This window comes from Pseudomyxococcus flavus (assembly GCF_050038885.1).
Classification (GTDB): domain Bacteria; phylum Myxococcota; class Myxococcia; order Myxococcales; family Myxococcaceae; genus Myxococcus; species Myxococcus flavus.
On record NZ_CP143624.1, the window covers coordinates 8,665,343 to 8,687,563 of the forward strand.

A 22,221-nucleotide genomic window follows, 5' to 3' on the forward strand; every position below is an offset into this window, starting at 1 on the left:
CTCAGAACTGCCACTCCTTGCCCTTCTCGCTCAGGGCCTCGCGGGTCGCGGCCACGTCCCGGAGCGCCTTGAACGGGGAGGAATCGGCGAGCTTCAACACCGAGTCGAGGACGGCGCCGGTGAGCTCGGGATTGTTCGCGGCCATGGCGGCGTCGAGCCGCTCGAAGAGCTGACGGAAGTTCTCCTTTCGCTCGTCGAAGGAGCGGTCCAGGTAGCTGATCACCATGTCCCGCACGGCATGGATCTGCTCGACGTTGACGCGCGCGAACTCCTGCACCCGGGCCTGCGCTGTCTTCTCCTTCTCGATGTCACGAACGCATTCCGCTACGAACTTTAGACCATCGAGCACCTCGGACAGGCCCGGATTGACCACCTTGGACAGTGGTTTCCCGCTCATGTCATGACCTCCTGAAGCAACTGTCGTTGCTGGGCCAGCAGCGACTCGGTTTGCGCGTTGATGTTGCCTTCGGGGGTGAAGATGGCGACGCGGAGGAGCTCGCTCTCTGCCTTCGCCAGCTGCATCGCCACGGCGAAACGACGGAGGTGCACATCATCCTCCGCGTCGAACATTCCCTCGAGCGCCCAGAGGGCGTCGATGGCTCGGTTGGCACGTGCGTCGAGCTCCGACGTGGCGTGCTGCAGTTCATCCACGCGGGCTTCGGCTCGGCAGAGGAGCGCGATGGCCGCTTCCAACTGCGCCACCTGCTTGTCCACCTCCGCCTCGAACTCCAGTGCCTTCGTCCTCGCCTTCTCGCCTTCCCTGGCGATGACGAAGCCAGCGACCGCGGCCGCTGGGGCAATGGCAATTCCCCCCAGGACGACCGTACCGCCCGCGACACCAAGGCCTCCACCCGCGAGCGAGCCACCGCCCAACCACGCGAGCAACGCGCTCTTCGCCGCGGCTCCTGTCAAACCGGTCATCGCGGTTCCCGTCCCCGCAGTGGCGAAGGTCGTGACCAGGCTGGTCGTCACCGCACTCGCCCCCGCGCCGGTGAGCGTCGCGGCAACGGCTCCCGAGAGGGCGCCACCTGCTTCCACGTACTGTGCGGCGAACCGGCTGACCTCCTCACGCGTTACCCCCAGCTCCCCCAGGCTTTCCAGCGCGGACAGCCGTGCCTTCTGGTCGAGCCGCTCCAGGAAGTCGAAGAGCCTTCGGAAGGTCGTCGTCGTGACGGCCTGCCGTAGTGACTCCAGCGCATCCAAGCGCGCCTGAAGCGCAGCGCGCGATGCATCGAGCCGCCCCACCCACTCCTGATGGCGGGCCTCCGCTGCTTCCCCAATGTCCTTGGCCTCCTTCATGGCCTGGACGCCGTCATAACCTTTCTTTCCGCCATACCCGAGCAGGGCGGCGACACCGAGCGCGACAGGAATCAGTGGCAATGGCATCGAGCTTCCTCACATCCGGACTCTATGAAATTCAAGTGCCCGATTCAGGTGAATGACTGTCAGCCAATCGATGACATCCGGTTCGCTGATGAAGGTATCCCCGCGGCGTCTGCTGCATCCGCGGCCCGACGGGTGTTGGCCTCGATGGCGACCTGGCACAAGGCGGACTGCGCCTGGAGCTGAAGCACGAACGCGCGGCCACGACCGATGCTCACGCCAATCAGTGCGCCGACGAGCCCACCCACCAACGTGAAGACCCCCGACCTTCCCTCCGTGGTCGCGCCCAGGAGCGATCCGGCGATGGCTCCGACGATGAATCCGAGAACCCCCGTCGTGAAGACGATGCGAGCGGCTCGGCTGTAAAGCGCGGCGGCGTGAGCGTGGATGATCTGCGGGTCGTACTGCACATGCATGTCGAGTTCCCCAGGAAAGGGCCCTTACCTTGGCAGGGCGGCGCGGAGGTTCTCGCGAGTCCCCGTCGGTTGAACATCATCCTGGAGTGGTATGTCAGCGCGTGCCTGCTTGGGGCAGGCCTGCGAAACCACCTTGCAGGCCACCTGAACCGCCCCGAGGCTGCTACGCCACACGGGAACTGGTGTTGGCAGAGCTTCTGGAGCCCCCCGAGCTGCGGGCGCAGGCGTACCCTGCCTGCAGCCCGACTTCCCAGATTCAATACACTCGATTCACAAAGGGACTGAGCGGCAAATGGCTCGGAGCAGCAGTCCCGTCAGCTCACATGCACACGGGGAACTGCTCGCAGATGCAGTGAGGCCCCAACTGGAAACACTGATAGAAGCAGGTGCAGCTCTCATCGGTACACTGGTTTTGACACGAGTCCACGCTGGCCTGGGCCTCGACCGGATGAACCGTCCCCAGCACGCCTCCGAACACAACTCCCACAACGAATACCCACTTCTGGATTCCCTTGCGCATGACAATCCTTTCGTTGGGAACTGCGAAGCAGACGTTAGCACAGGCCAGAAAGCCCACTGCCAGACATGTATATTTTTGAACCTTCGCTACACGCGCGGAATGACTGTGTCCACGATCTTGGCGGAGCACAGCACCGCAGGCAGCCCGGCTCCGGGATGCGTGCCCGCTCCGACCATGTAGAGGCGGTCCACATCCTCACTCCGAGCCTGCGCCCGAAGGAACGTGGTCTGCATCAACGTGGGCGCGAAGCTGAACGCCGCGCCTCGGAAGGAGCGCAGCTCGTCCCGGAAGTACTCCGGTGTCACCATCCGGGACGTCACCACTTCCGAGCCAAGCCTCGGCAGCACGGTCCGCGACAGCCGCTCCTCGAGGGCACTCCGGAATGACTCCGCCCGGAGCGTCCATTCCGAGCCTGACCCCAGGTGCGGAACCGGCGCCAGCACGTAGAAGCCGTCGTGCCCAGGCGGGGCCAGGGCCCCATCCGTGGCCGTGGGCCTGTGCAGGTACAGCAGCGGGTCCGCAGACGGCTGCCCTGCCCCTTCCAGGCCCGAGAACATGCCCCGGAAGTCCTTGCCGAACAGCAGCGTGTGGTGCGCCACCTCCGGGTACCGACGCCGCGTCCCGAAGTACCAGAGGAACGCGCTCATCGAGTACCGCGCCCGGTTGATGCGCTCGTCCGTCCAGTGCTTCCGGACATGCCCCGGCAGCAGGTATCGGTACGTCCACGCCGCGTCCGCGTTCGACACCACCACGTCCGCGGACAGCACAGAGCCATCGCCGAGCCGGACGCCCGTCGCCTTCCGCCCATCCAGCGTGATCTCCGTCACCTCGCTGCCGTAGCGGACCTCTCCGCCCAGGTCCTCCAGCAGCGCCACCAGGCCCCGCACCAGCGCCCCCGTGCCGCCCACCGGGAAGAACGCGCCCCAGCGTCGCTCCACGAACTGGATGGACGTGTACACGGCGCTTGCGGTCGCGAAAGGGCTGCCCCCAATCAGCAGCGGATGGAAGCTCAGCGCCTGCTGGAGCCGCTCGTCGCGGATGTACCGGGACACCCAGCCGAACATGGTCCGGAAGGCCTCGTCCCGCAGCAGGGCCGGCGTGAAGGGCGCCAGGCTCAGCACATCCGGCACCGGCGTGCTCATCAGTGGCCCGAGGCCGCTCTCGTACATCCGCTCCACGCGCTCGCACAGGGCCAGGAAGCCCGCTTCATCCCTGGGGGAGAAGCGTCGCACGGACTCGCGCATCGCCTCGCGGTCGGTGTGGTAGTCGAACGTGGAGCCATCCGGGAACCGCATCCGGTACAGCGGCACCACGGGGCGCAGCTCCACGTGGTCCGCCATGCGTTGCCCCGCCAGGGCCCAAAGCTCCTCCAGCAGATGCGGACACGTAATCACCGTGGGGCCCGCATCGAACGTGAAGCCGTCCTGCTGGAAGGCGTTCGCCCGCCCGCCCGGTCCATCCCTCCGCTCCAGCACCGTGACGCGCCATCCACGGGCCGCCAGCCGGATGGCCGCCGCCAGCCCGCCGAAACCACTGCCAATGACGAGCGCGCGCCTGCCGCTGATTCGTGCATCCAAGCCAGTCGTCCCAGGAGGTCTCAGCACGGTGCATTGATCCATCGCACACCCGCGAGACGCGCTCCACTCCCACCGGCCAGGCATCCGGCCATGCTGCGTCGAGGCTCGGTTGCGAGCCCTGGAAGCCACGACTACCCTCGCCCGCCTCAACGGGGAGTGCGCTCCTGCGCGCACGGGTGAAACACATGATGGAAGTACCCGGCTACCGTATCGGCAGAGAGCTCACCCACGCTGGCGCCTTCCAGCTGCTTCGCGCCACCCGCGAGGACGACGGCACCCCGGTCATCCTCAAGGTCCCCGACGCCTCCCGCCCGCAGTCCGTCTCGTCCCGGCTCCGCCACGAATGGGAGCTCACGAATACGCTGCGCCTCGACGGCGTCCTGCAACCGCTCGCCTTGGCCGAGGCCGCCGACGGCGCCCCCGTCCTCGTCCTCGAGAGCTTCGGCGATACGACGCTGGCCCAGCGCCTGGCCCAGGGCCGGATGACGCCACGCGCCGCGTGCCGCATCGCGCTGTCCCTGGCACGCGCCCTGGGCGCCATCCACGAGCAGGGCATCCTCCACCGGGACCTGACCCCGGCCAGCATCCTCATCGGCCCGGATGGCGAGTCCGTGAAGCTCACCAGCTTCACCCTCGCCACGCGGCGGGCCCGGGCGGAGGTGGCACCGCTCGCGCCCGAGCGCCTGGAGGGCACCCTCGAATACCTCTCCCCCGAGGGCACGGGCCGTACCCACCGCAGCGTGGACTCGCGCGGTGACTTCTACTCCATGGGCGTGGTGCTCTACGAGCTGCTCACCGGACGCCGCCCCTTCGCGGACACGGATGCGCTGGGCCTCATCCATGCGCACGTCGCCTCGACCCCGCCGCCGCCCATCGCCATCGAGCCCGGGCTCCCCCAGCCGCTCTCGGACATCGCGCTCAAGCTGCTGGCCAAGTCCCCCGAGGACCGCTACCAGAGCGCCTACGGCCTCGTGGCGGACCTCCAGCGCTGCCTGAGCGCCCTGGACGCTCCCGACCCCGTTTCGCCATTCCAGCTGGGCACCAAGGACGTCCCCGAGCGCTTCGCCGTCCCCGAGAAGCTCTACGGCCGTGAATCCCAGCAGGCCGCGCTGCGCGACGCCTTCGAGCGCGCCGCGTCCGGCCGCTCCGGCTTCGTCCTCGTCTCGGGCGCCGCGGGCATGGGCAAGTCCGCGCTCACCGGGACGCTCAAGCGCCCCGTGGCCGAACGGCACGGTCACTTCGCGCGGGGCAAGTACGACCAGCTCCTGCGAGACACCCCCTACAGCGGCATCTTCGAGGCCTTCCGCGAGGTGGCCCGAGCCCTCCTGGGCGAGCAGGAGCAGGACCTGGCGTCCTGGCGCCAGCGCCTCGTCGAAGCCGTGGACGGCATGGGCCGGCTGGTGGTGGACGCGGTGCCGCGCATGGCCCTGGTGCTCGGCGATCAACCGCCCGTGCCCGAGCTGGGCCCCGCCGAGTCGGAGCTTCGCTTCCAGCTCGTGCTGCGCAAGCTGGTGGCCGCGCTCGCCACGCGGGAGGAGCCGCTCGTGGTGGTGCTGGACGACCTCCAGTGGGCGGACGCCGCCAGCCTCCAGCTCCTGCGGTTGCTGCTGACCGACCGCGACATCGAACACCTGCTGGTGGTGGCGGGCTGCCGCACCGAGGAGCTAGGCCCGGAGCACCCGGTGGAGCGCCTCGCGCACGCGCTGCAGGAGCACGGCACGCCCGTCCACCGCATCGACCTGGAGCCGCTGTCTCCGGAGCACATGACGAAGCTGGTGGCGGACGTGTTCCCACCCGCCGAGGGCCAGCACGACGCGCAGCTCGACACGCTGGTGCTCTCGCTCACCGAGGGCAATCCCTTCCACGCCGTGCAGCTGCTGCGCACGTTCTACGAGCGTGGGCTGGTGCGCTTCGACGCGGACGGAGGTGGCTTCCGGTGGGACGCCACCGCGCTGCGCGGCCAGGACTTCAGCGACGGCGTGGTGGCGCTGCTCACCTCGCGCATCCGCGAGCTGAGCTCGTCCGCGCAGACCCTGCTCCCGATGGCCGCTGCGCTGGGCCACACCTTCGACCTGCGCAGCCTCGCCATCGTCCTGGAGCAGACGCGAGAGGAAGCAGCGCAGGGGCTCAGCGAGGTGCTCGAGGCCGGCCTCGTGGCGCCCATCGACGACTCCGACCCCGAGGCCGGCGGCGCGTACCAGTTCAGCCATGACCGCGTGCAGCAGGCCGCCATGGAGCTGACGCCCGCGGACGTCCACCCGGAGATCCACGCGCGCATCGGCAGGCTGCTCCTGCGGCACACGCCCCCCGAGCGCCTCGACGAAGGCCTGGCCGAGCTCGTCAGCCACTTCCACCTCGCGCTCCCGGTGCTCCGCGACGCGGAGGAGCGGCACCGCGTGGCGGAGCTGGACCTCCGCGCGGGTCGCAGCGCCAAGTCCCGCGGCGCCTGGTCCGGCGCCCTGCGGCTGCTGAGCACGGGCCTCTCACTGCTCGGCGACGACGGCTGGCGAAAGGACCGCCGCCTCAGCTTCGACCTCCACGTCGAGGCGGCGGAGGCGGCCTACCTCGCGGCGGACTTCGACCTGATGGAGCGGCTCGCGGCGGCGGCCCTGGCCCAGGCGGTCAATGGCGCGGAGGAGCTGCGCGTCCAGGAGGTCCGCCTGCAGTGCTTCGCGCACCGGGGTGAGCACTCGCGCGGCGTCGACCTGGGCCTGGAGGTCCTCCGCAAGCTGGGCCAGCCCCTGCCCTCCAACCCGAAGCAGGCGCACGTGCTGGCCGCGGTGGCGAAGACGAAGGTGCGCCTGGGCCTGCGCAAGCCCGAGGACCTCGCGGCCCTGCCCGAGTGCACCGACCCGCTGCTGCTCGCCACGCTGCGGCTGATGGTGAAGCTGTCCTCGCTGGCCTTCATGGCCCGCCCGCTGCTCTTCCCGCTGGTGGTGCTCCGCGTCCTCCAGCTCACCATCCGCCACGGCGCCACGGGCGTGGCCGCGTTCGGCTACGTGGGCTACGGGCTGATGCTCAGCGTCCACCTGGGCAACCCCGAGGAAGGCTTCCGCTACGGCCGGCTGGCGCTGAAGACGCTGGACCGCTTCCAGGCGGAGAGCCTGCGGGCGATGGTGACCTTCGTCTTCAACCTCTTCATCCGTCACTGGAAGGAGCCGCTGTCCGCCTGCATCGACGACTTCTTCGCCGCCGCGAAGAAGGGCCAGGAGACAGGTGACATCGAGTACCTCGGCTACGCGTCGAGCGCCGGCTGCGCCACCACGCTCATCACCCGGGACGGATTGGCCGAGGTCGGCCCGCGCATGGACCGTTTCCGGGACACGCTGGTCAGCCACCGTCACAAGAACGTGCGCTTCGTCGAGTACATGCGCCACACGCTCGACGCGCTCACGGGCGACTTCACGGGAGACGTGGAGGCGAGTGAGGAGGAGCTGATCGCGCCCTACCGCCAGCTCGACTACCGCAATGGCATCGCCACCTGCGAGGTGATTCGCACCCTGCGGCGCTGGCTGTGGAGCGACCCACGCGGCGCCCTCAGGAGCGCCGAGGCCGTGGACGCCCAGGTGGCCCTCATCGAGGGGCAGATCTACCTGCCCTGGTACAAGTTCTTCCAGGGCCTGGCGCTCATCGCCATCCACCCCACGCTGGGGCCGCTGGACCGCCTGCGCTCGTCTCGTGCCATCGACGCCATCCGCAAGTCGATGCGCGGCTGGGCTCGCATCGCGCCCATGAACTACGGCGCCCGGGCCGAGCTGCTGGACGCCGAGCGGGCCCGCCTGGACGGAGACGAGGACACGGCCGCGGACGCGTATGACCGGGCCATCCGGCTGGCGCGCCAGTTCAGCCTCTCGCTGGACGAAGGCGTGGCGTGCGAGGCCGCGGCGCGCTTCCACCTGGCTCAGGCCCGCGAGCGCGTGGCCCGGACCTACCTGGAGGAAGCCCGCGCCGCGTATCTGCGCTGGGGCGCGCGGGCCGTCGCCGCCCGGCTGGAGCGGGACCACCCCCGCCTGCTCCCCTCCACGCCCGAGCCCGCGCGCACGGATGAACCCGCTGGCACCTCGCTGGCCGCGCTGGATCTCGAGTCCGTCATCAAGACGGCGCGCGCGCTGTCGGGCGAAATCGTGCTGGGCAAGCTGCTGCGCAAGCTGATGACCCTGGTCATCGAGAACGCGGGCGCGCGGCGCGGCGTGCTCCTGCTGAAGCGGCCCGAAGGCCTGGTCATCGCGGCGGAAGGCTCGGTGGACAGCGATGGCGTGGTGCTGGAGGCGCCCGTCCCGCTGGAGTCCTCCACGGCGCTGCCCGCCTCCATCATCCACTACGTGGTGCGCACCGGAGAGACGGTGCTCCTCCACGACGCGGCGGCGGAGGAGCCCTTCTCCGAGGACCCCTACGTCCGCAGCGCGCAGCCCAAGTCGCTCTTGTGCAGCCCGCTGCTGAAGCAGGGCGCGCTCACCGGCGTGCTCTACCTGGAGAACGACGCCACGCGCGGCGCCTTCACCCGCGAGCGGCTGGAGGTGCTGCGGCTGCTCTCGTTCCAGGCGGCCATCTCCCTGGAGAACGCCGGCCTCTACGCCAGCCTGGAGGAGTACAGCCGGACGCTGGAGCGCCGCGTGGAGGAGCGCACGGCGGAGATTCAGCACAAGAACGCGGAGCTGGCGGAGACGCTCACCCGGCTCCAGGAGATGCAGCGCCAGCTCGTCGCCCAGGAGAAGCTCGCCTCGCTGGGCGCGCTCACCGCCGGCATCGCACACGAGCTGCAGAACCCGCTCAACTTCGTGAACAACTTCTCGAACCTGTCCTCGCGGCTGGCCGGCGAGCTGGAAGAGACGCTTCGGAGCATGGCGGACCGGCTCGACAGCGAGGCGCGCGAGGACGTGCTGGAGACGCTGCAGGACCTGAAGCAGAACGCCCAGCGCATCCACACCCACGGCAAGCGGGCGTCGGACATCATCAAGACGATGCTCCGCCACTCGCGCAAGTCCGAGGGCACGCGCTCCAAGGCAGACCTCAACGTGCTGGTGCGCGACAGCACGAATCTGGCGGTCCAGGGCCTGCGCAGCCGTTCCGGGGGCGCCAGCGTGCAGATGGAGACCTCGCTGGACCCGGCCGTGGGCGTCGTGGAGCTGGTGGCCAGCGACATCAGCCGCATGGTCACCAACATCCTGGACAACGCCTTCTACGCCGCGATGCAGCGGCAGCAGGAGGTCGACGTGGACTTCACGCCCCAGGTCCACCTGAGCACCCGCCGCCTGGGGAACAAGGTGGAGCTGCGGATTCGCGACAACGGGCCGGGCATCTCCGAGGCCATCCGCGAGAAGCTCTTCCACCCCTTCTTCACCACCAAGCCCGCGGGCGTGGGCACGGGCCTGGGGCTGTCGCTGTGCCACGACATCGTCCAGGAGCACCAGGGCGACATCCGCGTGGAGAGCACGCCCGGCGCCGGGGCCGAGTTCATCGTCACCCTGCCCGCGCCCTGAAAAGCGAAGGCCCCGCCTCCCGGGAGGGAAGCAGGGCCTCGAGACGGCAGGAGAAGCGAGACGCCGCTAGGCCGTCTTCTTCTCCTTCTCCATGACGAGCTGGGGCGCCTCGTGCTTGGTGATGACCTGCTCGGTGATCTTGCACTCCTTGACGCCCTCGCGGAACGGCACGTCGTACATGATCTCCAGCATCGCGTCCTCCAGGATGGCGCGCAGGCCGCGGGCTCCGGAGTGACGGCGCATCGCCTCGCGGGCAATGGCGCGCAGCGCTTCCTTGGTGAAGGTGAGCTTCACCTTCTCCATCTCGAAGAGCTTCTGGTACTGCTTCACCAGCGCGTTCTTCGGCTGCGAGAGGATGATGACCAGGTCCTCTTCCTTCAGGTCGTTGAGCGTGGCGATCATCGGCAGGCGGCCGATGAACTCCGGAATCATGCCGAAGCGCATGAGGTCTTCCGGCTCGGTCAGCGCCAGCAGCTCGCCCACGCTGCGCTCCTCGCGGTGGGTGATCTTCGCGCCGAAGCCGAGGCCCTTCTCGCCCACGCGGCGCTTGATGACGCCGTCGATGCCGTGGAACGCGCCGCCGCAGATGAACAGGATGTTCGTCGTGTCGACCTGGACGTACTCCTGCTGGTTGTACTTCTTCCCGCCACGCGGCGTGACGTTGGCGCGGGTGCCTTCGATGATCTTCAGCAGGGCCTGCTGCACGCCCTCGCCGCCCACGTCGCGGGTGGCGCTGGGCATGTCACCCTTGCGGGCGATCTTGTCGATCTCGTCGATGTAGACGATGCCGCGCGAGGCCTTCTCCACGTCGTAGTCGGCGTTGTGGAGGAGGTTCTGGATGATGTTCTCCACGTCCTCGCCCACGTAGCCGGCCTCGGTGAGGCTGGTGGCGTCGGCGATGGTGAAGGGCACGTTGAGGAAGCGCGCCAGCGACTGGGCCAGCAGCGTCTTGCCGCTCCCCGTGGGGCCGATGAGCAGGATGTTGCTCTTGCTCAGCTCCACTTCCTCGCCGCCGGGGCTCTTCACACCCGGGCGCGGCCGAGAGGTCGGCTTCTTCTGATAGATGCGCTTGTAGTGGTTGTACACCGCCACCGCGAGGACCTTCTTCGCCTGGTCCTGTCCGATGACGTAGTCGTCGAGGAACGCCTTGATCTCCGCTGGCGTGGGCAAGCTGACCTGGGGCTTGCCCTCCTCGCGCTCGTTCTCGTCCGCGATGATGTCGTTACACAGCTTGATGCATTCGTCGCAGATGTAGACCGTCGGGCCCGCGATGAGCTTGCGGACCTCGCGCTGCGACTTGCCGCAGAACGAACAAGACAGGTTGACGTGGTGCTCCTTCTTCACTGCCGCCTCCGAGTTCGCCGGCCCCGGTCAGCCGGAGCCTCCTACGCCGTCCACCGCTCCCCTACCCGCACGGCCTGCCCACGTCTCGAACAGCCGTCAGGCCCACCTACACGGGACCCTGAACCACTATAGGGCCCTCCCCTTCGGGCAGGAAGCCCGGCGGTACAGGCCCGTTGCCGAGCGTACAGCCCCGACCCCGGGTCAGCGTTCAGTAACAGCGGCTCAGGCGTCCGTCACGCCCGAGGCGACGTCCTCGAGGTCCTCGGCCAGGGCGGCTGCCCGCTCGGCGACGGCGTTCGGAATCCGACGGCACCCCGCCAGCTCGCTGGCGAGCTTGCGGGCCATCTGGGCCAGCTTGCGCACCTGGGCGCTCTCCGGGGGCGGCTCCGGGGGGGGACGGGGGAAGCGCTCGGCGAACTCCTTCTTCAGCTCGGACGGGCTCTTCTCCGGGCTCCAGATGCTGTCACGCAGGGACTTGTACTCCGTGGGCGACAGCTGCCCCCGCTCCTCGGCGTCCGCCAGGACCTCGATGACCTCGAAGGCGGGGGCGCGCTGGGGGAACTCCTGGGCCGTGAGCTCCTCCTCGGGCTCGTGCTTGGTGAGGAAGCTGAACGAGCGGGTGAGCTTCAGGGCGGTCTGCTTCTTGATGTGCAGTTCCTTGAGGCAATAGGACTCGAAGGAGGGGTAGCCCCACTCCTCGAACTTGGCCTCGTCGCGAACCTGGACGAGCAGCTTCCCCAGCTCGGCCCAGGTGGACTTGAAGCGCATGGCGGCCGTCAGCACGGTGTGACGGAAGGTTCCCGGGGGGACGCTCAGCGCCTTCTTGGCAATCTCGGTCTCTGCAACGGATGCGGCGGACATGCGCACGGTATCGGGCATGCCCGGGGGGTCGGCAAGAAAGTGACCCTACCCCCGCTTGCCGATGGTGAACGACAGGCCCACCGTCGCCCGCTCGCCCTCGTAGGCCCGGAACGGCCACTTCTGCATTTCGGACAGCAGGCACTCGTAGAGTGGACCCTTCTTGAACTGGGGGTTGTCCACCCACAGCTTGCTCACCCGGCCGTCGTTCCCGATGACGAACTCCATGGGGACCTTGGCGTAGAGCCCGGGGCTGCGCGCCGCCTCTTCCTTGAAGCAGCGGAAGAGCGTGGACTTGTTGCTGGCCACGACCCGGTTGATGGCGGACTGGTCGAACTGCTGCGCCACCTCCATGCCATCCGGGTCCGTGCTCACGCTGCCGCCAGGGCGGGGTCTGGCGGGCGCCCGGGTGGTCGAGGCCATGGCCACCTTGCCGGGCCCACTGCCGCCAGGGGTCGGCTTCGCGCCGGACGTCCCCGCGGGGCGAGCTCCGGCGCCGGGATATTCGAAGAGCTCTTCCTCGTCCGCCCGCGCCTGCGCCACGCGGATGGTGATTTCGCCCATCTCGAAGTCGTCGTGCGCGAGCTCCTCGGCGCCGAACCAGCCGTGGACCGCGGCGTTTCGCGCCACCTGGACGCCGACGATGCCCAGCACCACCACGCCCGCCGCGGCGGCGCCTCCGAGAATCTTCAGGCGCCGGGCCGACTTCGCGCGCTCGACGACGACGGCGGCGGCCACGCGAGCGGCAGCCTCGGCACGGGCGATGTGGACGCGGAAGGCATCCACCTCCGACATCCGGTGGAAGTCCCGCTCTCCGGCGAGCGCCACCCACGTCTCCGGCGTCAGCTCACCCGTGGTCAGCTTCTCTACCAGGTGGGCACCACTGACGGGCCCGAGCACCAGGTCCCCATGCTTGTAGAGCCACTGTCCGTCCACGTCCGCCGCAGGGTCTTGTCCAGCCGCCATTGCGCGCGCGAGTATCCCGTGCTTCCCCACACTCAGGCAACGGCGTGCTCCCATCGACTTCCAAGCGGATTCCTGTCGCACTGTGGATCTGGTACCGCGGCGGAATCTTCCGGGGCTTCCAGCGCCAGCCGGAGGGGCCCACCGTCCAGTCCGCGCTGGAAGAGGCGCTCCAGTCCGTGGGCGTGCCCGCGACCTTGATGCCTTCGGGGCGGACGGACCGCGGCGTCCACGCGCGCATGCAGGTGGTGAGCGTCCGCCTGGAGCCAGGAGATTCGGCGGAGTCGCTCGAGCAGCGGCTGCCCGCACGGCTGCCGCCGGGGCTGGGGCTTTGCGGGGTGCGCCGGCCGCGCTCCTTCCATGCGCAGTGGAGCGCGAGCGGCAAGGAGTACCGCTACCGGCTCCAGCTGGGCGGCACCGCGACCCCCTCCTGGGCACCGTACGTGCTGGACGTTCCGGCCGAGCCGCTGATCCACGGCGCCACCGTGACACCGGAGCGCCTGGCGGAGCTGCTGCGTCTGGCCGAGGGGACGCGGGACTTCATCGCGTTCCACGAGAAGTCCAGCCCGCGCAAGCCCCGCACGCTGGAGTCGGCCACCCTGCACGCGCTGGGCGGTGGACTCTATGAGGCGCGGCTGTGTGGGGACGGCTTCGCGCGCTACCAGGTTCGCTATCTCATCGGGAGCGCGTTGAAGGTGGCCGCGGGGCTGCTGCCGGAAGAGGCGTGGCGCGCGGCGCTCGAGACTGGGCAGGCCATGGAGGGCTTCAAGGCGCCCGCGCACGGCCTGGTGCTCTGGGAGGTTCGCTACCCTCCCGGAGTGGACCCCTTCACCACCGGGGAGCGTCTCCATCCCCCGGGGCTTCCGCTGGAGCCACCCTTCCACTTCGGGTGACGCGCGGTGGGGCCCGGACGGCGGTCTTCAGTCGACCAGCCGCTCCTCGTACTTCGCGAGCAGGTCGGAGATGGCCTCGCGGAGGTACTCGCTCTGGCGGATGCGGGTGGAGCGCGACAGGTCCTTGAGGGCGTCGAGCTTCTCGCGGTTGAGCCGGAAGACCACAGAAGTAAGGCGGGGGTTCATGTCCATGTGCGCGACCTCCTACAGATGCGCACACATTCTCACAGGTCGGTCGGATCGCAAGAAATTCACTTCGATCCAGCCGGGAAGATCCACTGAACCCCGGTGAAGGCTTCGGCGTCTCCGCGCAGACCCGCGCCGAACCCGAGCGAGAGCCCGAGCCCCCCGAACACCGCGAGCCGGTCGGAGAAGGTGTGTCGCGCGCCCAACGCTACGCGAGGCCCCAGCCACGGCCCAGAAAACGGCCTGATCAGCAGGCTGAGATCATAGAAGGTCTGCCAGGACCCATCCCCGAAGAAGCTCCGGTAGCCACCGGCCACCGAGAGATCGGGCCCGCGCAGGCTGCCGCGGATCAGCAGGAAGAGCTCGTCTCCGTCGTAGCCCACCGTCCGGTTGACCCCGAGATCCAGGTGCGCGTCCCCGCCCTTCAGGGCGTCGTCTTCCGTGCGGTTGATCATCTCGGTGTAGGACGCGCCGGGTCCGAGGATCAGCGAGAAGGCCCGCCGATCCACATAGGGCGTGTCCACGTACTCCGCCGCGCTGGCGGCCGAGGGCAGGAGGACGGCGAAGGCGCTGATCAGCGCCTGGGCGCGGGGAGTCCGGCGAGAACCTGCGTGGGGTATGTGGGCGCGATCGCGGACCATGGCGTGGACGACGCTTCTAGCAGGGTCCTCGCTTCGAATCGGGCGAGTCGGTGCTCACCCCAGCCATGGCCTGCCGGGCCAGGTCGCTCCGCATCCTCGGCGTCACAGCCGTGCGCTGACCAGGGCCTGCAAAAGTTGAGTCTGGCTGTGCAGCTTGCCTCAGGGCTCCACGACGCGCCCGATGAGAGCGCAGCTCATCCCCGGCTCCTGGTGCAGGCATCGGTTCGTGCTCCCCCAAGCCCTTCGGCGCGCGCGAGGACGGCGGATCATGCGACTCCCCGCCACCGGAACCAAGACAGGGCCTGGAGCGCCGCGAGCCAGGCCCCCGCCACGAGCACGTGGCGCAGGTGATTCATCCGGGCCCAGGTCATCGCGGTCTCCACGGCGGCCGCGTTGTCGGGCGCCTGCATCAGCCGGAACATCGTCGGGATGAAGTACGAGAACGTGAGGAGCCGGTCGGCGAGCGCGGCCAGCGCGGCGCCGATCCACCAGGCCCGCATTGGACCGGACGACTGGTAGGCGAAGTAGAGGCTCGCCAGGGTGAGCAGCGTCATGGGCCCGGTGCTGACGAACGCCCAGAAGCGGAGGCCCACGTTGTCCTGGCTCGCGGCCTCCGCGGACCAGTGCCCCCCTGTCATGTCGAGCCACCGAGGCAGTGAGATGCGGTGCTCGTAGAGGCCCGCGCCGAACGCGATGCCCAGGTTGATCACGAACAGCCAGAGGACGATTGCCGCGACGGAGTGCTTCAGGTTGATCATGGCGCCAGGATGCGCGCCGGCCACTCGGGCGTCTTTCCCACCCTTGTGCCGTTTTTCTCCTTCCTGCGGAGTTCTGCATGGGTCCCCTGCCCTCCCTGCTCGCCCAGATTGGCGCGGACGTCGTCCAGTTCCAGGACGCTTCCGCGGAGTTCGATGCCATCGTCGGCAAGGTGCTGGCGCTCGGGCGCGCGGAGCTCTCGTGTCTGGCGCAGCTGCACTTCGGAGGCCCCACACCCCTGAATGCCATCGCGCGGGGAACCGATGTGGAGCGGCTGGAGCTGGCTGGCTATGTCCAGAGGGAAGCGACTCGCGGTGGCCGCCGGCTGGTGCTGACCGCGCACGCTCGCGAGTGGATTGAAACCCTGTGGGGCCCACTGCAGGCGGATGGGCACCAGCTCATGGCGACCCTCCCCGAGGAGCACCTGCGAATCGTCGCCGGGTTCCTGAGCGCGGCAAGGGCGATCCAGGACCGCCATGCGGCGCGGGTGGCCAGCCTGCTGGAGGAACCCGGAAGCTCACGGGCGGCACGCCAGCGAGGCGGGCTGTCCCCCGCGGCGCTTCACCGGGTGAAGCTCTACGTCGAGGCACACCTCGCGCGGCGGATTCTTGTGGGGGAGCTGGCTCGCCGTGCCGGGTTGAGCGTCTTCCACTTCACCCGCGCCTTCCGTCAGTCCACCGGGATGACGCCGCATGCCTGGGTGCAACAACGGCGCGTGGAGCGAGCACGCGGCCTGCTGAGCCAGTCCTCGCTGCCACTGGGGGACATCGCGCTCGCGGTCGGCTTCAGTTCGCAAAGTCACTTCACCACCGTATTCCGTAGAATCACAGGCCTGACTCCGGCCGTCATCCGGCGCGATAGGCGTCGACGAGCCCAGTGACCTGTCGTCCCAAGGCCCCCATCGAACCTCCTCAACTGGCATGCGCACGGATTCCCCTCGGCTCCTCGGACTTCTCCTCGTCGTCGTGACGGCCTGCGCTCCCCGGTCCGCGACGGTCATTCCCTCCCCCACCCCGCCTGCCGCCGTGGCGACCGCCTCGCGGCCACTGCTCACGGTGTTCCGGCTGAGCCCGGATGGAGCTCGCACCGAGCACGCGCGGTTGCCACCAGGGCCCGAGGGCTTCGAGCCCCCTTCCACCGGCCACTGGTACGCGGAACCGCTATTCGCCGTCACTACCGAAGCCGAGGCCCGTGAGCTGGCTGCCGTGCTGCGCACGTACCGCGTGCCGGAAGTGTCCTTCGAGGATGCCGGGCTCCCCGCTCCTGCCTTGCTGGCAGCGATGGTCAGCGACTCGGGCGTTCGCTCGCTCCAATTGTCCGGGACCGACTTCCACGACGCGCATCTCGCCGCGCTTCGGAATGCCACCGGCCTCGAAGCCCTGCATCTCAATGGGACCCGAGTCACCAGCGCGGGACTGGCGCACCTCCAGGGAATGCAAGGGCTGGCCGTGCTGCGGCTGGACGAGACCTCCGTCTCGGACGAGGGCCTCACGTCGCTGTCAGGGCATACCACGCTGCGCAGGTTGACGCTCGCGGGCACGGCGGTCACCGCGCAGGGGCTCGACTTCCTCGCGAGGCAGCCTGCGCTCGAGGTGTTGGACCTCTCCGACACAGCGGTGGACGACACGGTCCTCGCGAGCATCCCAGGCGCCCACCTGAAAACGCTCAGCCTCAGCGGCACGAAGGTGACGGATGCCGGCCTCCGGACCCTCGCCGGAATGGCCGCACTGAAGTGGCTGGGACTTGCACGGACCTCCGTCTCGAACGCCGGCCTCGCGCATATCGCGGGGCTGCGCGAGCTGGAGGCCCTCCACCTGGGCGAAACGCGAGTGACGGACGCGGGGCTCGTCCACCTCTCGAAGCTGAGCGCCCTGCGAGCGCTGGTCCTCAGCAAGACGCGCATCGGAGGTCCAGGCCTCCGTCATCTCGCGTCACTGTCCCGGCTGGAGGCACTCCACCTCGACGACACCCGCGTAGGCGACCCGGCGCTACGAGACCTTCGCGAGCTCCGTCTCCTGCGAGAACTGAACCTCTCGCGCACCGCTGTCACGGGAGCGGGGCTGCGAGAGCTGAGCGGCCTGACGGCGATTGAGATCGTCGGACTCTCGGGCCTCACGCTGAAGGATGACGCGCTGACGGCGCTCGCACCGCTCAGGCAGCTCGCGCGCCTCGACCTCAGTCACACGCCCATCGGCCCGGAGGCGCTGAAGCACCTGGGCCCCCGCCCCCTCCTCCGACACCTGGACCTGAGCCGAACGGGCTTCAACGATGAATGGGTTCCCACGGTCCTTTCATCGTTCCCGGGGCTGCATTCGCTGCGCGCCGAGCGCACGATCCTCACGGACGTGGGGCTGGGCCAGCTCGCTGCCCTCCAGGACCTGAAGGAAATCCATGTCGCGGGAACGCTCATCAACGGCTCGGGCCTGGCGAACCTGCATGCCCTTACGCATCTCACGACGCTCGACCTCGGCGCGACCTGGTTGGAAGCTGACGGCCAGCGAGCCCTCCATGGGCTCACGAAGCTCGTCTGGTTGAGCCTCGCGGGCGTCCGCGCGGGAGACGAGCTGCTGGACCACCTCCCCGGCACGCTCCGAACGCTCTACCTGACGCGCACGAAGGTCACGGATGCCGGACTCCCGGCCCTGGACAAGTTGACGCGCCTGCGTGAGCTCGACCTGCGCGGAACCTTGGTTTCCGCAGAGGCCAGGGACGCGCTGATCCGTGAACGCGGCATCCAGCTGATCACCGGCTTGTAGCCTGTCAGCCTCCAGGCTCCACCCCAGAGGGCACGAAACCCGGCGCGGCATCGCGCGCCACGGACAACGATGAGCCCTCTGGCTTGTCCACCACCCTGGGCCGGTCGACACCGGCCGAGGGGCACACCGCTCAACTCACCACGGGCAGCGAGAAGCCCTCCGGCTTGCCCGTGGCCCCGGGCCTCACGACACCCGCCGCATCGTTCATGCGGCCCGAGCGGAACGGCTCCAGGTCCAGCGCCACGAACTTGAACCCCAGCGCCAGGAACGCGGTGTTGATCTGCTGCCGCACATCCGCCGCCAGGAAGCGCTCGTACTCCTCCGCCGCCACCTCCAGCCGCGCCACGTCCTGGTGGTACCGGACCCGGAACTGCCGGAAGCCCAGCTTGCGCAGCTCCGACTCCGCTGCGGCGATCTGTAGCAGCCGGTCCCGCGTCACCGCCGTGCCATAGGGAATCCGCGACGCCAGGCACGCCATCTGCGGCTTGTCCCACGTCGGCAGCCCGAGCGACTGGCTCCACGCGCGGATCTCCTCCTTCGTCAGGCCCGCCTGCGCCAGCGGCGACACCACCTTGTGCTCCTGCGCGGCCTTGTGGCCCGGGCGGTGATCCTTGAAGTCATCCGCGTTGAAGCCGTCCAGCACCACCGCCAGCCCCAGCGCCTTCCGCTGCGCCTCGCAGATGTCGTACAGCTCCGTCTTGCAGAAGTAGCAGCGGTTGGTGGGGTTGGCCGCGTACTGCGGATTCGCCAGCTCGTTGCTGCCCATCACCACGTGGCGAGCGCCCAGCCGCTGGGCCAGCTCGCGGGCCTCATCGGCCTCCTCGGGCGCCACGGACGCGGACAGCGCGGTGAGCGCGAGCGCCCGGTCGCCCAGTTCCTCGACCGCCACCTTCAGCACGAACGTCGAGTCCACGCCGCCGGAGAACGCCACCAGCGCACTGCCATGGGCCCGCAGCGCGGCGCGCATCGCCTCCAGCTTGGGACGCGAGGATTCACAAAGGGCCTGGATCCGCTCGGGGCTCAACATGAGGCTCTCCTAAAACGGAAGGGCCCCGGATTGCACGCGCGTCGCGCGGCAACCTGGAGCCCTTCAGGGATGACACCCAGGCCCGAAAGCCCGGCCGCCTAGCGGGCCTTCCGCTTCGCGGCCTTCTTCGCCGCCGCAGCGGGCTTGGCCACCCGGGCCGCGCGCGTGGCCGGACGGGCCTTGGCACCCTTGTCCGCCTTCGCGGCCTTCGCCGGCTTGGCCTCCTCGGCACGGCGCGCCTTGGCGCTCCCCTTCTCCGCCTTCTCGGGCTTCTCGCCCTTGGCCGGCAGCGGGTTGGCCTTCATCTTCTTGCCGGTGATGATCTTCAGCTCCTCCGTGGACATGTAGCCAAGGTCCAGGAGCGACTGGAAGATCTTCGCCGCGCCTTCCTCCACCGACTCGACGTCGGAGTGGATAGTGACCTCCGGCGAGTTGGGCGGCTCGTACGGCTCGGTGATGCCGATGAAGTTGGGGATCTCCCCGTTGAGCGCCTTCTTGTAGCGGCCCGTGCTGTCGCGCTCGATGAGCTTCTCGGTCGGGCAGTCGACGTAGACCTCCACGTACCGGCCGATGGCGCGACGGTTCTCCTCGCGGCCCGGCTTGTACGGGCTGACACAGGGCACCAGCGCCGCCACACCATTGCGCGTCAGCAGCCCCGCGATGAAGCCCAGGCGGCGCACGGCCGTGATGCGATCCTCCTTGGCATCTCCCAGCCCCGCCCAGAGCGCCTCGCCCACTTCACCCTCGTCGAGGATCTCGACGTTGCGGCCCACCTGCCGCAGGCGTGCCGCGATGTACGCAGCGGTGGTGCTCTTCCCGGTACCGGACATGCCGGTCAGCCAGAGGGTGAAACCAGTGTTGGAGGCCATATGGGTCGTCTACTCCCTGCGTCCGGAGCGCTTCTTGCAAGCCGCGGTGGGACGCCGCAGATCCAGAAGATGGACGCGGTTATAGACGAAAACCCGGGCACTTGACAATTCGCGCCCACCTTTCCGCAGGTGGGGGTAACGGGCGCTCAAGTGCCTGCTCATACAGGGCTTTTTCGTTTCTGAAATGAACGTTTCAGCGGCTTCGAGCCTTGAAGTCACCGTCCCGCCACTCGTACTCCGACAGGCAGCGGACACAGCCGCGATGTATGGATCCGATGAGGTAGGAAACATCGGGGAGCAGCGGATGCCCGGCCGGAGCCGCCTGTCGCAGGTCCTCCTCCGAGAAGATGGCCGGCGCATCGACATGCGAGTGGAAGACGCACACCACGCGCTCTGAGTGCACATCCGCCTCCATGCACACCGCCAGCCACTCCTCGGGGGCGAATGCATAGGCACGCCCGGGATTCGCGGCGGCATTGCGAAGGGGCCGGACGCGGAAGTATCCGTGCGCCTCGTTCTGGAGGATCACCCCACAGCCCTCCAGCGGGTATGTGGCCTCCAGGTGCCGCGCCACCTCGGCCCGGACGTGCTCGGGCCAGCGCATCACGGCGACGCGGCGTCCTCGCGGCCCGCACAGCGGGAGCAGCGGCGAAGCTCGAGCGCCTCCACGACACCCGGCGCCACCAGCCACCGGCCTCCCAGCGACGGCCCCATGCCGAGGCGGAGCCGCTGGAACACCAGCGCCCCCAGCGCCCCCAGGGCCACGCCCAGCGCGCCATCAGGAGGCGAGCCCAGGTGGCGCACCGTCTCACCGAAGCACCAGACGCAGCCCTCGGCGCTTCGGAAGACGACGGCGGCCCGCATGCCGTCTCCGCCCAGGGCCACCCAGGGCGCCTCACCGCTCCAGGCCGCGGGCAGCTCCGCCACCAGTCCCCCGCCCGGCCCGGGTGGGGCCGCGTCCGGATTCAGCGCCGGCACCTCGCGGGCGAGCGCCTCCGTCACCGGGAGTCCCACGTCCGAGGCTCCCATCAGGAAGCCCGGCGCCCAGGGGCCCAGGGTGAGCGAGCCCGCGCCCGCCACGGGGGTACCGCCGCCCGCGAGATAGGCCGCTGCCGTCAGCCCCGAGACCCCGATGCCATCCACCCGTGCCGGGCCGGACAGCAGCGCCTCCTGGCCGCGACCGCCCACCTCGCGCAGGAGGATCTGCCGGGAGTAGCGGACAATCTGATCTTCCCGCAGCGCCATGGCCGTCAGCCTCCCGCCATCGCTGGGATGAGGGTGATCCGATCCGAGTCCTTCACCGGCGTGTCCAGCCCGCTCAGCGCGCGGATGTCCTCGTCGTTGAGGAACACGTTGACGTAGCGGCGCACCGCGCCGCGCTCGTCCAGCACCCGCCCGCCGATGCCCGGGTGGCGCGCGTCCAGGTCCTTCAGCACCTCGCGCACGGTGGCGCCAGCGGCGGTGACCTCCGCCTGGTTGCCGGTGAAGGCCCGCATCGGAGTGGGGATTCGAAGGGTCGCCATGTCTCACCTGCCCTGCTTGCGGAGCACCAGCCGGTGCGTCCCGTCGGGGAGCGCGTCCAGGGATACGACCTCGTGGCCCTCGTCGCGCGCGTTGCGGGGCACGTTCTTCAGCGGTTCGGTGCCCTTGAGGCGCACCTCCAGCAGCGTGCCGGGCTCCAGCGTCTCCAGCTTCAGCTTCGTCCGCACGTAGGTCATCGGACAGACCTCGCGGGTGATGTCCAGCGTCGCCGTCATGTCGCGCACGCCTCCGAGGACTCGGGATACGCCGGCACGGCCATGACGCGGCAGCCCTCGCAGTCCGCCGCGCGCGCCACGCGCGTTCGCCGCCCCAGCAGGGACACGCCATCCAGGACATGGAGCGTGGCCTCACCCGGGGCAGCACGTGCGGCGCCCGACAGCAGCTCCAGGGCCAGCAGGGCCTGCACCGCGCCCACCAGCCCCGCCAGCGAGCCCAGCACGCCCGCCTGGGCGCACGTGGGCACCGCGTCCGGCGGAGGCGGGGCTTCATAGAGGCAGCGCAGGCACGGCCCGCCCGGATCCACGCGCATCGCCTGCCCCTGCATGCGCAGTACGCCGCCATAGATGAGTGGCACGCCCGTCAGCACCGCGACGTCGGACAGGAAGAACTTGGTGGCCACGCCATCCGTGGCGTCGATGACCGCGTCATGCGCGCGGAACAGGCCCTCCGCGTTGCTCGCGTCCACGCGCTCGGCGAGGGCCTCGGTGGACAGCCCGGGGAAGGCGCGCGCCAGGCCCTCCGCCGCGGACTCCGCCTTGTTCCGGCCCACGTCCGACGGCCGGTGCCACAACTGGCGCGGCAGGTTCGTCACGTCCACCCGATCGGGATCCGCCAGCGTCAGGTGCCCGACACCGGCCTGCGCCAGCGCCAGCGACGCCGGGCAGCCGAGCCCGCCCGCCCCCACCAGCAGCACGCGCGCGCGCTCCAGCCGGGACGCATGGGGAATTCGGGGATGGTGGTCTGTACCGTGGCCATGCATCGGATTGCTGCTCCACGAGGTCGGAAACGAA

At 69.3% G+C, this 22,221-nt stretch carries 21 protein-coding genes; 4 read left to right on the forward strand and 17 right to left on the reverse strand.

Annotated elements, in window-relative coordinates; all coding sequences use genetic code 11:
* Window position 1 precedes the first annotated feature (1 nt).
* The 4 genes from VZL07_RS35930 to crtI all read right to left on the reverse strand — a co-directional run bounded on the left by VZL07_RS35930 (window position 2) and on the right by crtI (window position 3,896).
* The gene (locus VZL07_RS35930) at window positions 2-397 is read right to left on the reverse strand and encodes a hypothetical protein (RefSeq protein ID WP_426752457.1); all 396 of its coding nucleotides are present in this window, start codon (window positions 395-397) and stop codon (window positions 2-4) included.
* Window positions 394-1,386: a hypothetical protein gene (locus tag VZL07_RS35935; RefSeq protein ID WP_426752458.1), complete on the reverse strand. Its 993-nt coding sequence runs from the start codon at window positions 1,384-1,386 to the stop codon at window positions 394-396. Before VZL07_RS35935 ends, VZL07_RS35930 begins: the two co-directional genes overlap by 4 nt.
* Window positions 1,387-1,445: 59 nt before the next feature.
* Entirely contained in the window at window positions 1,446-1,799 is a 354-nt protein-coding gene (locus tag VZL07_RS35940; RefSeq protein ID WP_426752459.1) for a hypothetical protein, read from the reverse strand.
* A 606-nt stretch (window positions 1,800-2,405) separates the two neighbouring features.
* Window positions 2,406-3,896: a phytoene desaturase family protein gene (crtI, locus tag VZL07_RS35945; protein ID WP_426752460.1), complete on the reverse strand. Its 1,491-nt coding sequence runs from the start codon at window positions 3,894-3,896 to the stop codon at window positions 2,406-2,408.
* 185 nt (window positions 3,897-4,081) lie between these two features.
* On the opposite strand from crtI, the gene VZL07_RS35950 reads away from it, so the two are divergent.
* Entirely contained in the window at window positions 4,082-9,376 is a 5,295-nt protein-coding gene (locus tag VZL07_RS35950; RefSeq protein WP_426752461.1) for a trifunctional serine/threonine-protein kinase/ATP-binding protein/sensor histidine kinase, read from the forward strand.
* Window positions 9,377-9,442: 66 nt separating this feature from the next.
* Here the strand turns inward: VZL07_RS35950 and clpX are convergent, their stop codons facing one another.
* The 3 genes from clpX to VZL07_RS35965 all read right to left on the reverse strand — a co-directional run bounded on the left by clpX (window position 9,443) and on the right by VZL07_RS35965 (window position 12,544).
* Window positions 9,443-10,720, reverse strand: a complete 1,278-nt coding sequence (gene clpX, locus VZL07_RS35955; protein ID WP_426752462.1) for an ATP-dependent Clp protease ATP-binding subunit ClpX — start codon at window positions 10,718-10,720, stop codon at window positions 9,443-9,445.
* Between the two features lie 222 nt (window positions 10,721-10,942).
* Complete coding sequence (locus VZL07_RS35960) at window positions 10,943-11,599, reverse strand: hypothetical protein (RefSeq protein ID WP_426752463.1); 657 nt, start codon at window positions 11,597-11,599, stop codon at window positions 10,943-10,945.
* 27 nt (window positions 11,600-11,626) lie between these two features.
* Window positions 11,627-12,544: an AgmX/PglI C-terminal domain-containing protein gene (locus VZL07_RS35965; RefSeq protein ID WP_426752464.1), complete on the reverse strand. Its 918-nt coding sequence runs from the start codon at window positions 12,542-12,544 to the stop codon at window positions 11,627-11,629.
* Window positions 12,545-12,588: 44 nt separating this feature from the next.
* Between VZL07_RS35965 and VZL07_RS35970 the strand changes: the two genes are divergently transcribed.
* Entirely contained in the window at window positions 12,589-13,434 is an 846-nt protein-coding gene (locus VZL07_RS35970) for a tRNA pseudouridine synthase A (protein ID WP_426752465.1), read from the forward strand.
* A 27-nt stretch (window positions 13,435-13,461) separates the two neighbouring features.
* Here the strand turns inward: VZL07_RS35970 and VZL07_RS35975 are convergent, their stop codons facing one another.
* The 3 genes from VZL07_RS35975 to VZL07_RS35985 all read right to left on the reverse strand — a co-directional run bounded on the left by VZL07_RS35975 (window position 13,462) and on the right by VZL07_RS35985 (window position 15,019).
* Window positions 13,462-13,626: a ribbon-helix-helix domain-containing protein gene (locus tag VZL07_RS35975; RefSeq protein WP_426752466.1), complete on the reverse strand. Its 165-nt coding sequence runs from the start codon at window positions 13,624-13,626 to the stop codon at window positions 13,462-13,464.
* A gap of 59 nt (window positions 13,627-13,685) precedes the next feature.
* Complete coding sequence (locus tag VZL07_RS35980; protein WP_426752467.1) at window positions 13,686-14,261, reverse strand: hypothetical protein; 576 nt, start codon at window positions 14,259-14,261, stop codon at window positions 13,686-13,688.
* A 266-nt stretch (window positions 14,262-14,527) separates the two neighbouring features.
* On the reverse strand, window positions 14,528-15,019 hold the full coding sequence (locus tag VZL07_RS35985) for a DUF1772 domain-containing protein (RefSeq protein WP_426752468.1): 492 nt from the start codon (window positions 15,017-15,019) through the stop codon (window positions 14,528-14,530).
* Between the two features lie 77 nt (window positions 15,020-15,096).
* Here VZL07_RS35985 and VZL07_RS35990 point away from each other — a divergent pair, with 77 nt between their 5' ends.
* Both VZL07_RS35990 and VZL07_RS35995 read left to right on the forward strand, forming a co-directional pair.
* Window positions 15,097-15,897 (forward strand): helix-turn-helix domain-containing protein, encoded by an 801-nt coding sequence (locus VZL07_RS35990; RefSeq protein ID WP_426752469.1) that lies wholly within the window; start codon window positions 15,097-15,099, stop codon window positions 15,895-15,897.
* Window positions 15,898-16,042: 145 nt separating this feature from the next.
* Entirely contained in the window at window positions 16,043-17,773 is a 1,731-nt protein-coding gene (locus VZL07_RS35995; RefSeq protein ID WP_426752470.1) for a hypothetical protein, read from the forward strand.
* Between the two features lie 130 nt (window positions 17,774-17,903).
* On the opposite strand, the gene larE is transcribed toward VZL07_RS35995, so the two are convergent.
* The 7 genes from larE to VZL07_RS36030 form a co-directional block, all read right to left on the reverse strand.
* Window positions 17,904-18,800 (reverse strand): ATP-dependent sacrificial sulfur transferase LarE, encoded by an 897-nt coding sequence (gene larE, locus VZL07_RS36000; protein ID WP_426752471.1) that lies wholly within the window; start codon window positions 18,798-18,800, stop codon window positions 17,904-17,906.
* Window positions 18,801-18,898: 98 nt separating this feature from the next.
* Complete coding sequence (gene cysC / locus VZL07_RS36005; RefSeq protein WP_426752472.1) at window positions 18,899-19,669, reverse strand: adenylyl-sulfate kinase; 771 nt, start codon at window positions 19,667-19,669, stop codon at window positions 18,899-18,901.
* Window positions 19,670-19,862: 193 nt separating this feature from the next.
* Complete coding sequence (locus tag VZL07_RS36010) at window positions 19,863-20,273, reverse strand: Mov34/MPN/PAD-1 family protein (protein WP_426757443.1); 411 nt, start codon at window positions 20,271-20,273, stop codon at window positions 19,863-19,865.
* Window positions 20,273-20,914: a ThiF family adenylyltransferase gene (locus VZL07_RS36015; RefSeq protein WP_426752473.1), complete on the reverse strand. Its 642-nt coding sequence runs from the start codon at window positions 20,912-20,914 to the stop codon at window positions 20,273-20,275. Before VZL07_RS36015 ends, VZL07_RS36010 begins: the two co-directional genes overlap by 1 nt.
* 5 nt (window positions 20,915-20,919) lie before the next feature.
* Window positions 20,920-21,192, reverse strand: a complete 273-nt coding sequence (locus VZL07_RS36020; RefSeq protein ID WP_426752474.1) for a ubiquitin-like small modifier protein 1 — start codon at window positions 21,190-21,192, stop codon at window positions 20,920-20,922.
* Between the two features lie 3 nt (window positions 21,193-21,195).
* Window positions 21,196-21,435 carry a sulfurtransferase TusA family protein gene (locus VZL07_RS36025; RefSeq protein ID WP_426752475.1) on the reverse strand — a complete coding sequence of 80 codons (240 nt, stop codon included), beginning with the start codon at window positions 21,433-21,435 and terminating at the stop codon, window positions 21,196-21,198.
* Entirely contained in the window at window positions 21,423-22,190 is a 768-nt protein-coding gene (locus VZL07_RS36030) for a HesA/MoeB/ThiF family protein (RefSeq protein WP_426752476.1), read from the reverse strand. Before VZL07_RS36030 ends, VZL07_RS36025 begins: the two co-directional genes overlap by 13 nt.
* Window positions 22,191-22,221: the final 31 nt, after the last annotated feature.

Coding starts and splice junctions, on each gene's coding strand:
- VZL07_RS35930 (WP_426752457.1), bottom strand. CDS start 397: ATGAGCGGGAAACCACTGTCCAAGGTGGTCAATCCGGGCCTGTCCGAG.
- VZL07_RS35940 (WP_426752459.1), bottom strand. CDS start 1,799: ATGCATGTGCAGTACGACCCGCAGATCATCCACGCTCACGCCGCCGCG.
- VZL07_RS35980 (WP_426752467.1), bottom strand. CDS start 14,261: ATGGTCCGCGATCGCGCCCACATACCCCACGCAGGTTCTCGCCGGACT.
- VZL07_RS35965 (WP_426752464.1), bottom strand. CDS start 12,544: ATGGCGGCTGGACAAGACCCTGCGGCGGACGTGGACGGACAGTGGCTC.
- VZL07_RS36020 (WP_426752474.1), bottom strand. CDS start 21,192: ATGGCGACCCTTCGAATCCCCACTCCGATGCGGGCCTTCACCGGCAAC.
- VZL07_RS36010 (WP_426757443.1), bottom strand. CDS start 20,273: ATGCGCTGGCCCGAGCACGTCCGGGCCGAGGTGGCGCGGCACCTGGAG.
- VZL07_RS35985 (WP_426752468.1), bottom strand. CDS start 15,019: ATGATCAACCTGAAGCACTCCGTCGCGGCAATCGTCCTCTGGCTGTTC.
- VZL07_RS35990 (WP_426752469.1), top strand. CDS start 15,097: ATGGGTCCCCTGCCCTCCCTGCTCGCCCAGATTGGCGCGGACGTCGTC.
- cysC (WP_426752472.1), bottom strand. CDS start 19,669: ATGGCCTCCAACACTGGTTTCACCCTCTGGCTGACCGGCATGTCCGGT.
- VZL07_RS36030 (WP_426752476.1), bottom strand. CDS start 22,190: ATGCATGGCCACGGTACAGACCACCATCCCCGAATTCCCCATGCGTCC.
- VZL07_RS35935 (WP_426752458.1), bottom strand. CDS start 1,386: ATGCCATTGCCACTGATTCCTGTCGCGCTCGGTGTCGCCGCCCTGCTC.
- VZL07_RS35960 (WP_426752463.1), bottom strand. CDS start 11,599: ATGCCCGATACCGTGCGCATGTCCGCCGCATCCGTTGCAGAGACCGAG.
- VZL07_RS35975 (WP_426752466.1), bottom strand. CDS start 13,626: ATGGACATGAACCCCCGCCTTACTTCTGTGGTCTTCCGGCTCAACCGC.
- VZL07_RS35950 (WP_426752461.1), top strand. CDS start 4,082: ATGATGGAAGTACCCGGCTACCGTATCGGCAGAGAGCTCACCCACGCT.
- larE (WP_426752471.1), bottom strand. CDS start 18,800: ATGTTGAGCCCCGAGCGGATCCAGGCCCTTTGTGAATCCTCGCGTCCC.
- VZL07_RS36015 (WP_426752473.1), bottom strand. CDS start 20,914: ATGGCGCTGCGGGAAGATCAGATTGTCCGCTACTCCCGGCAGATCCTC.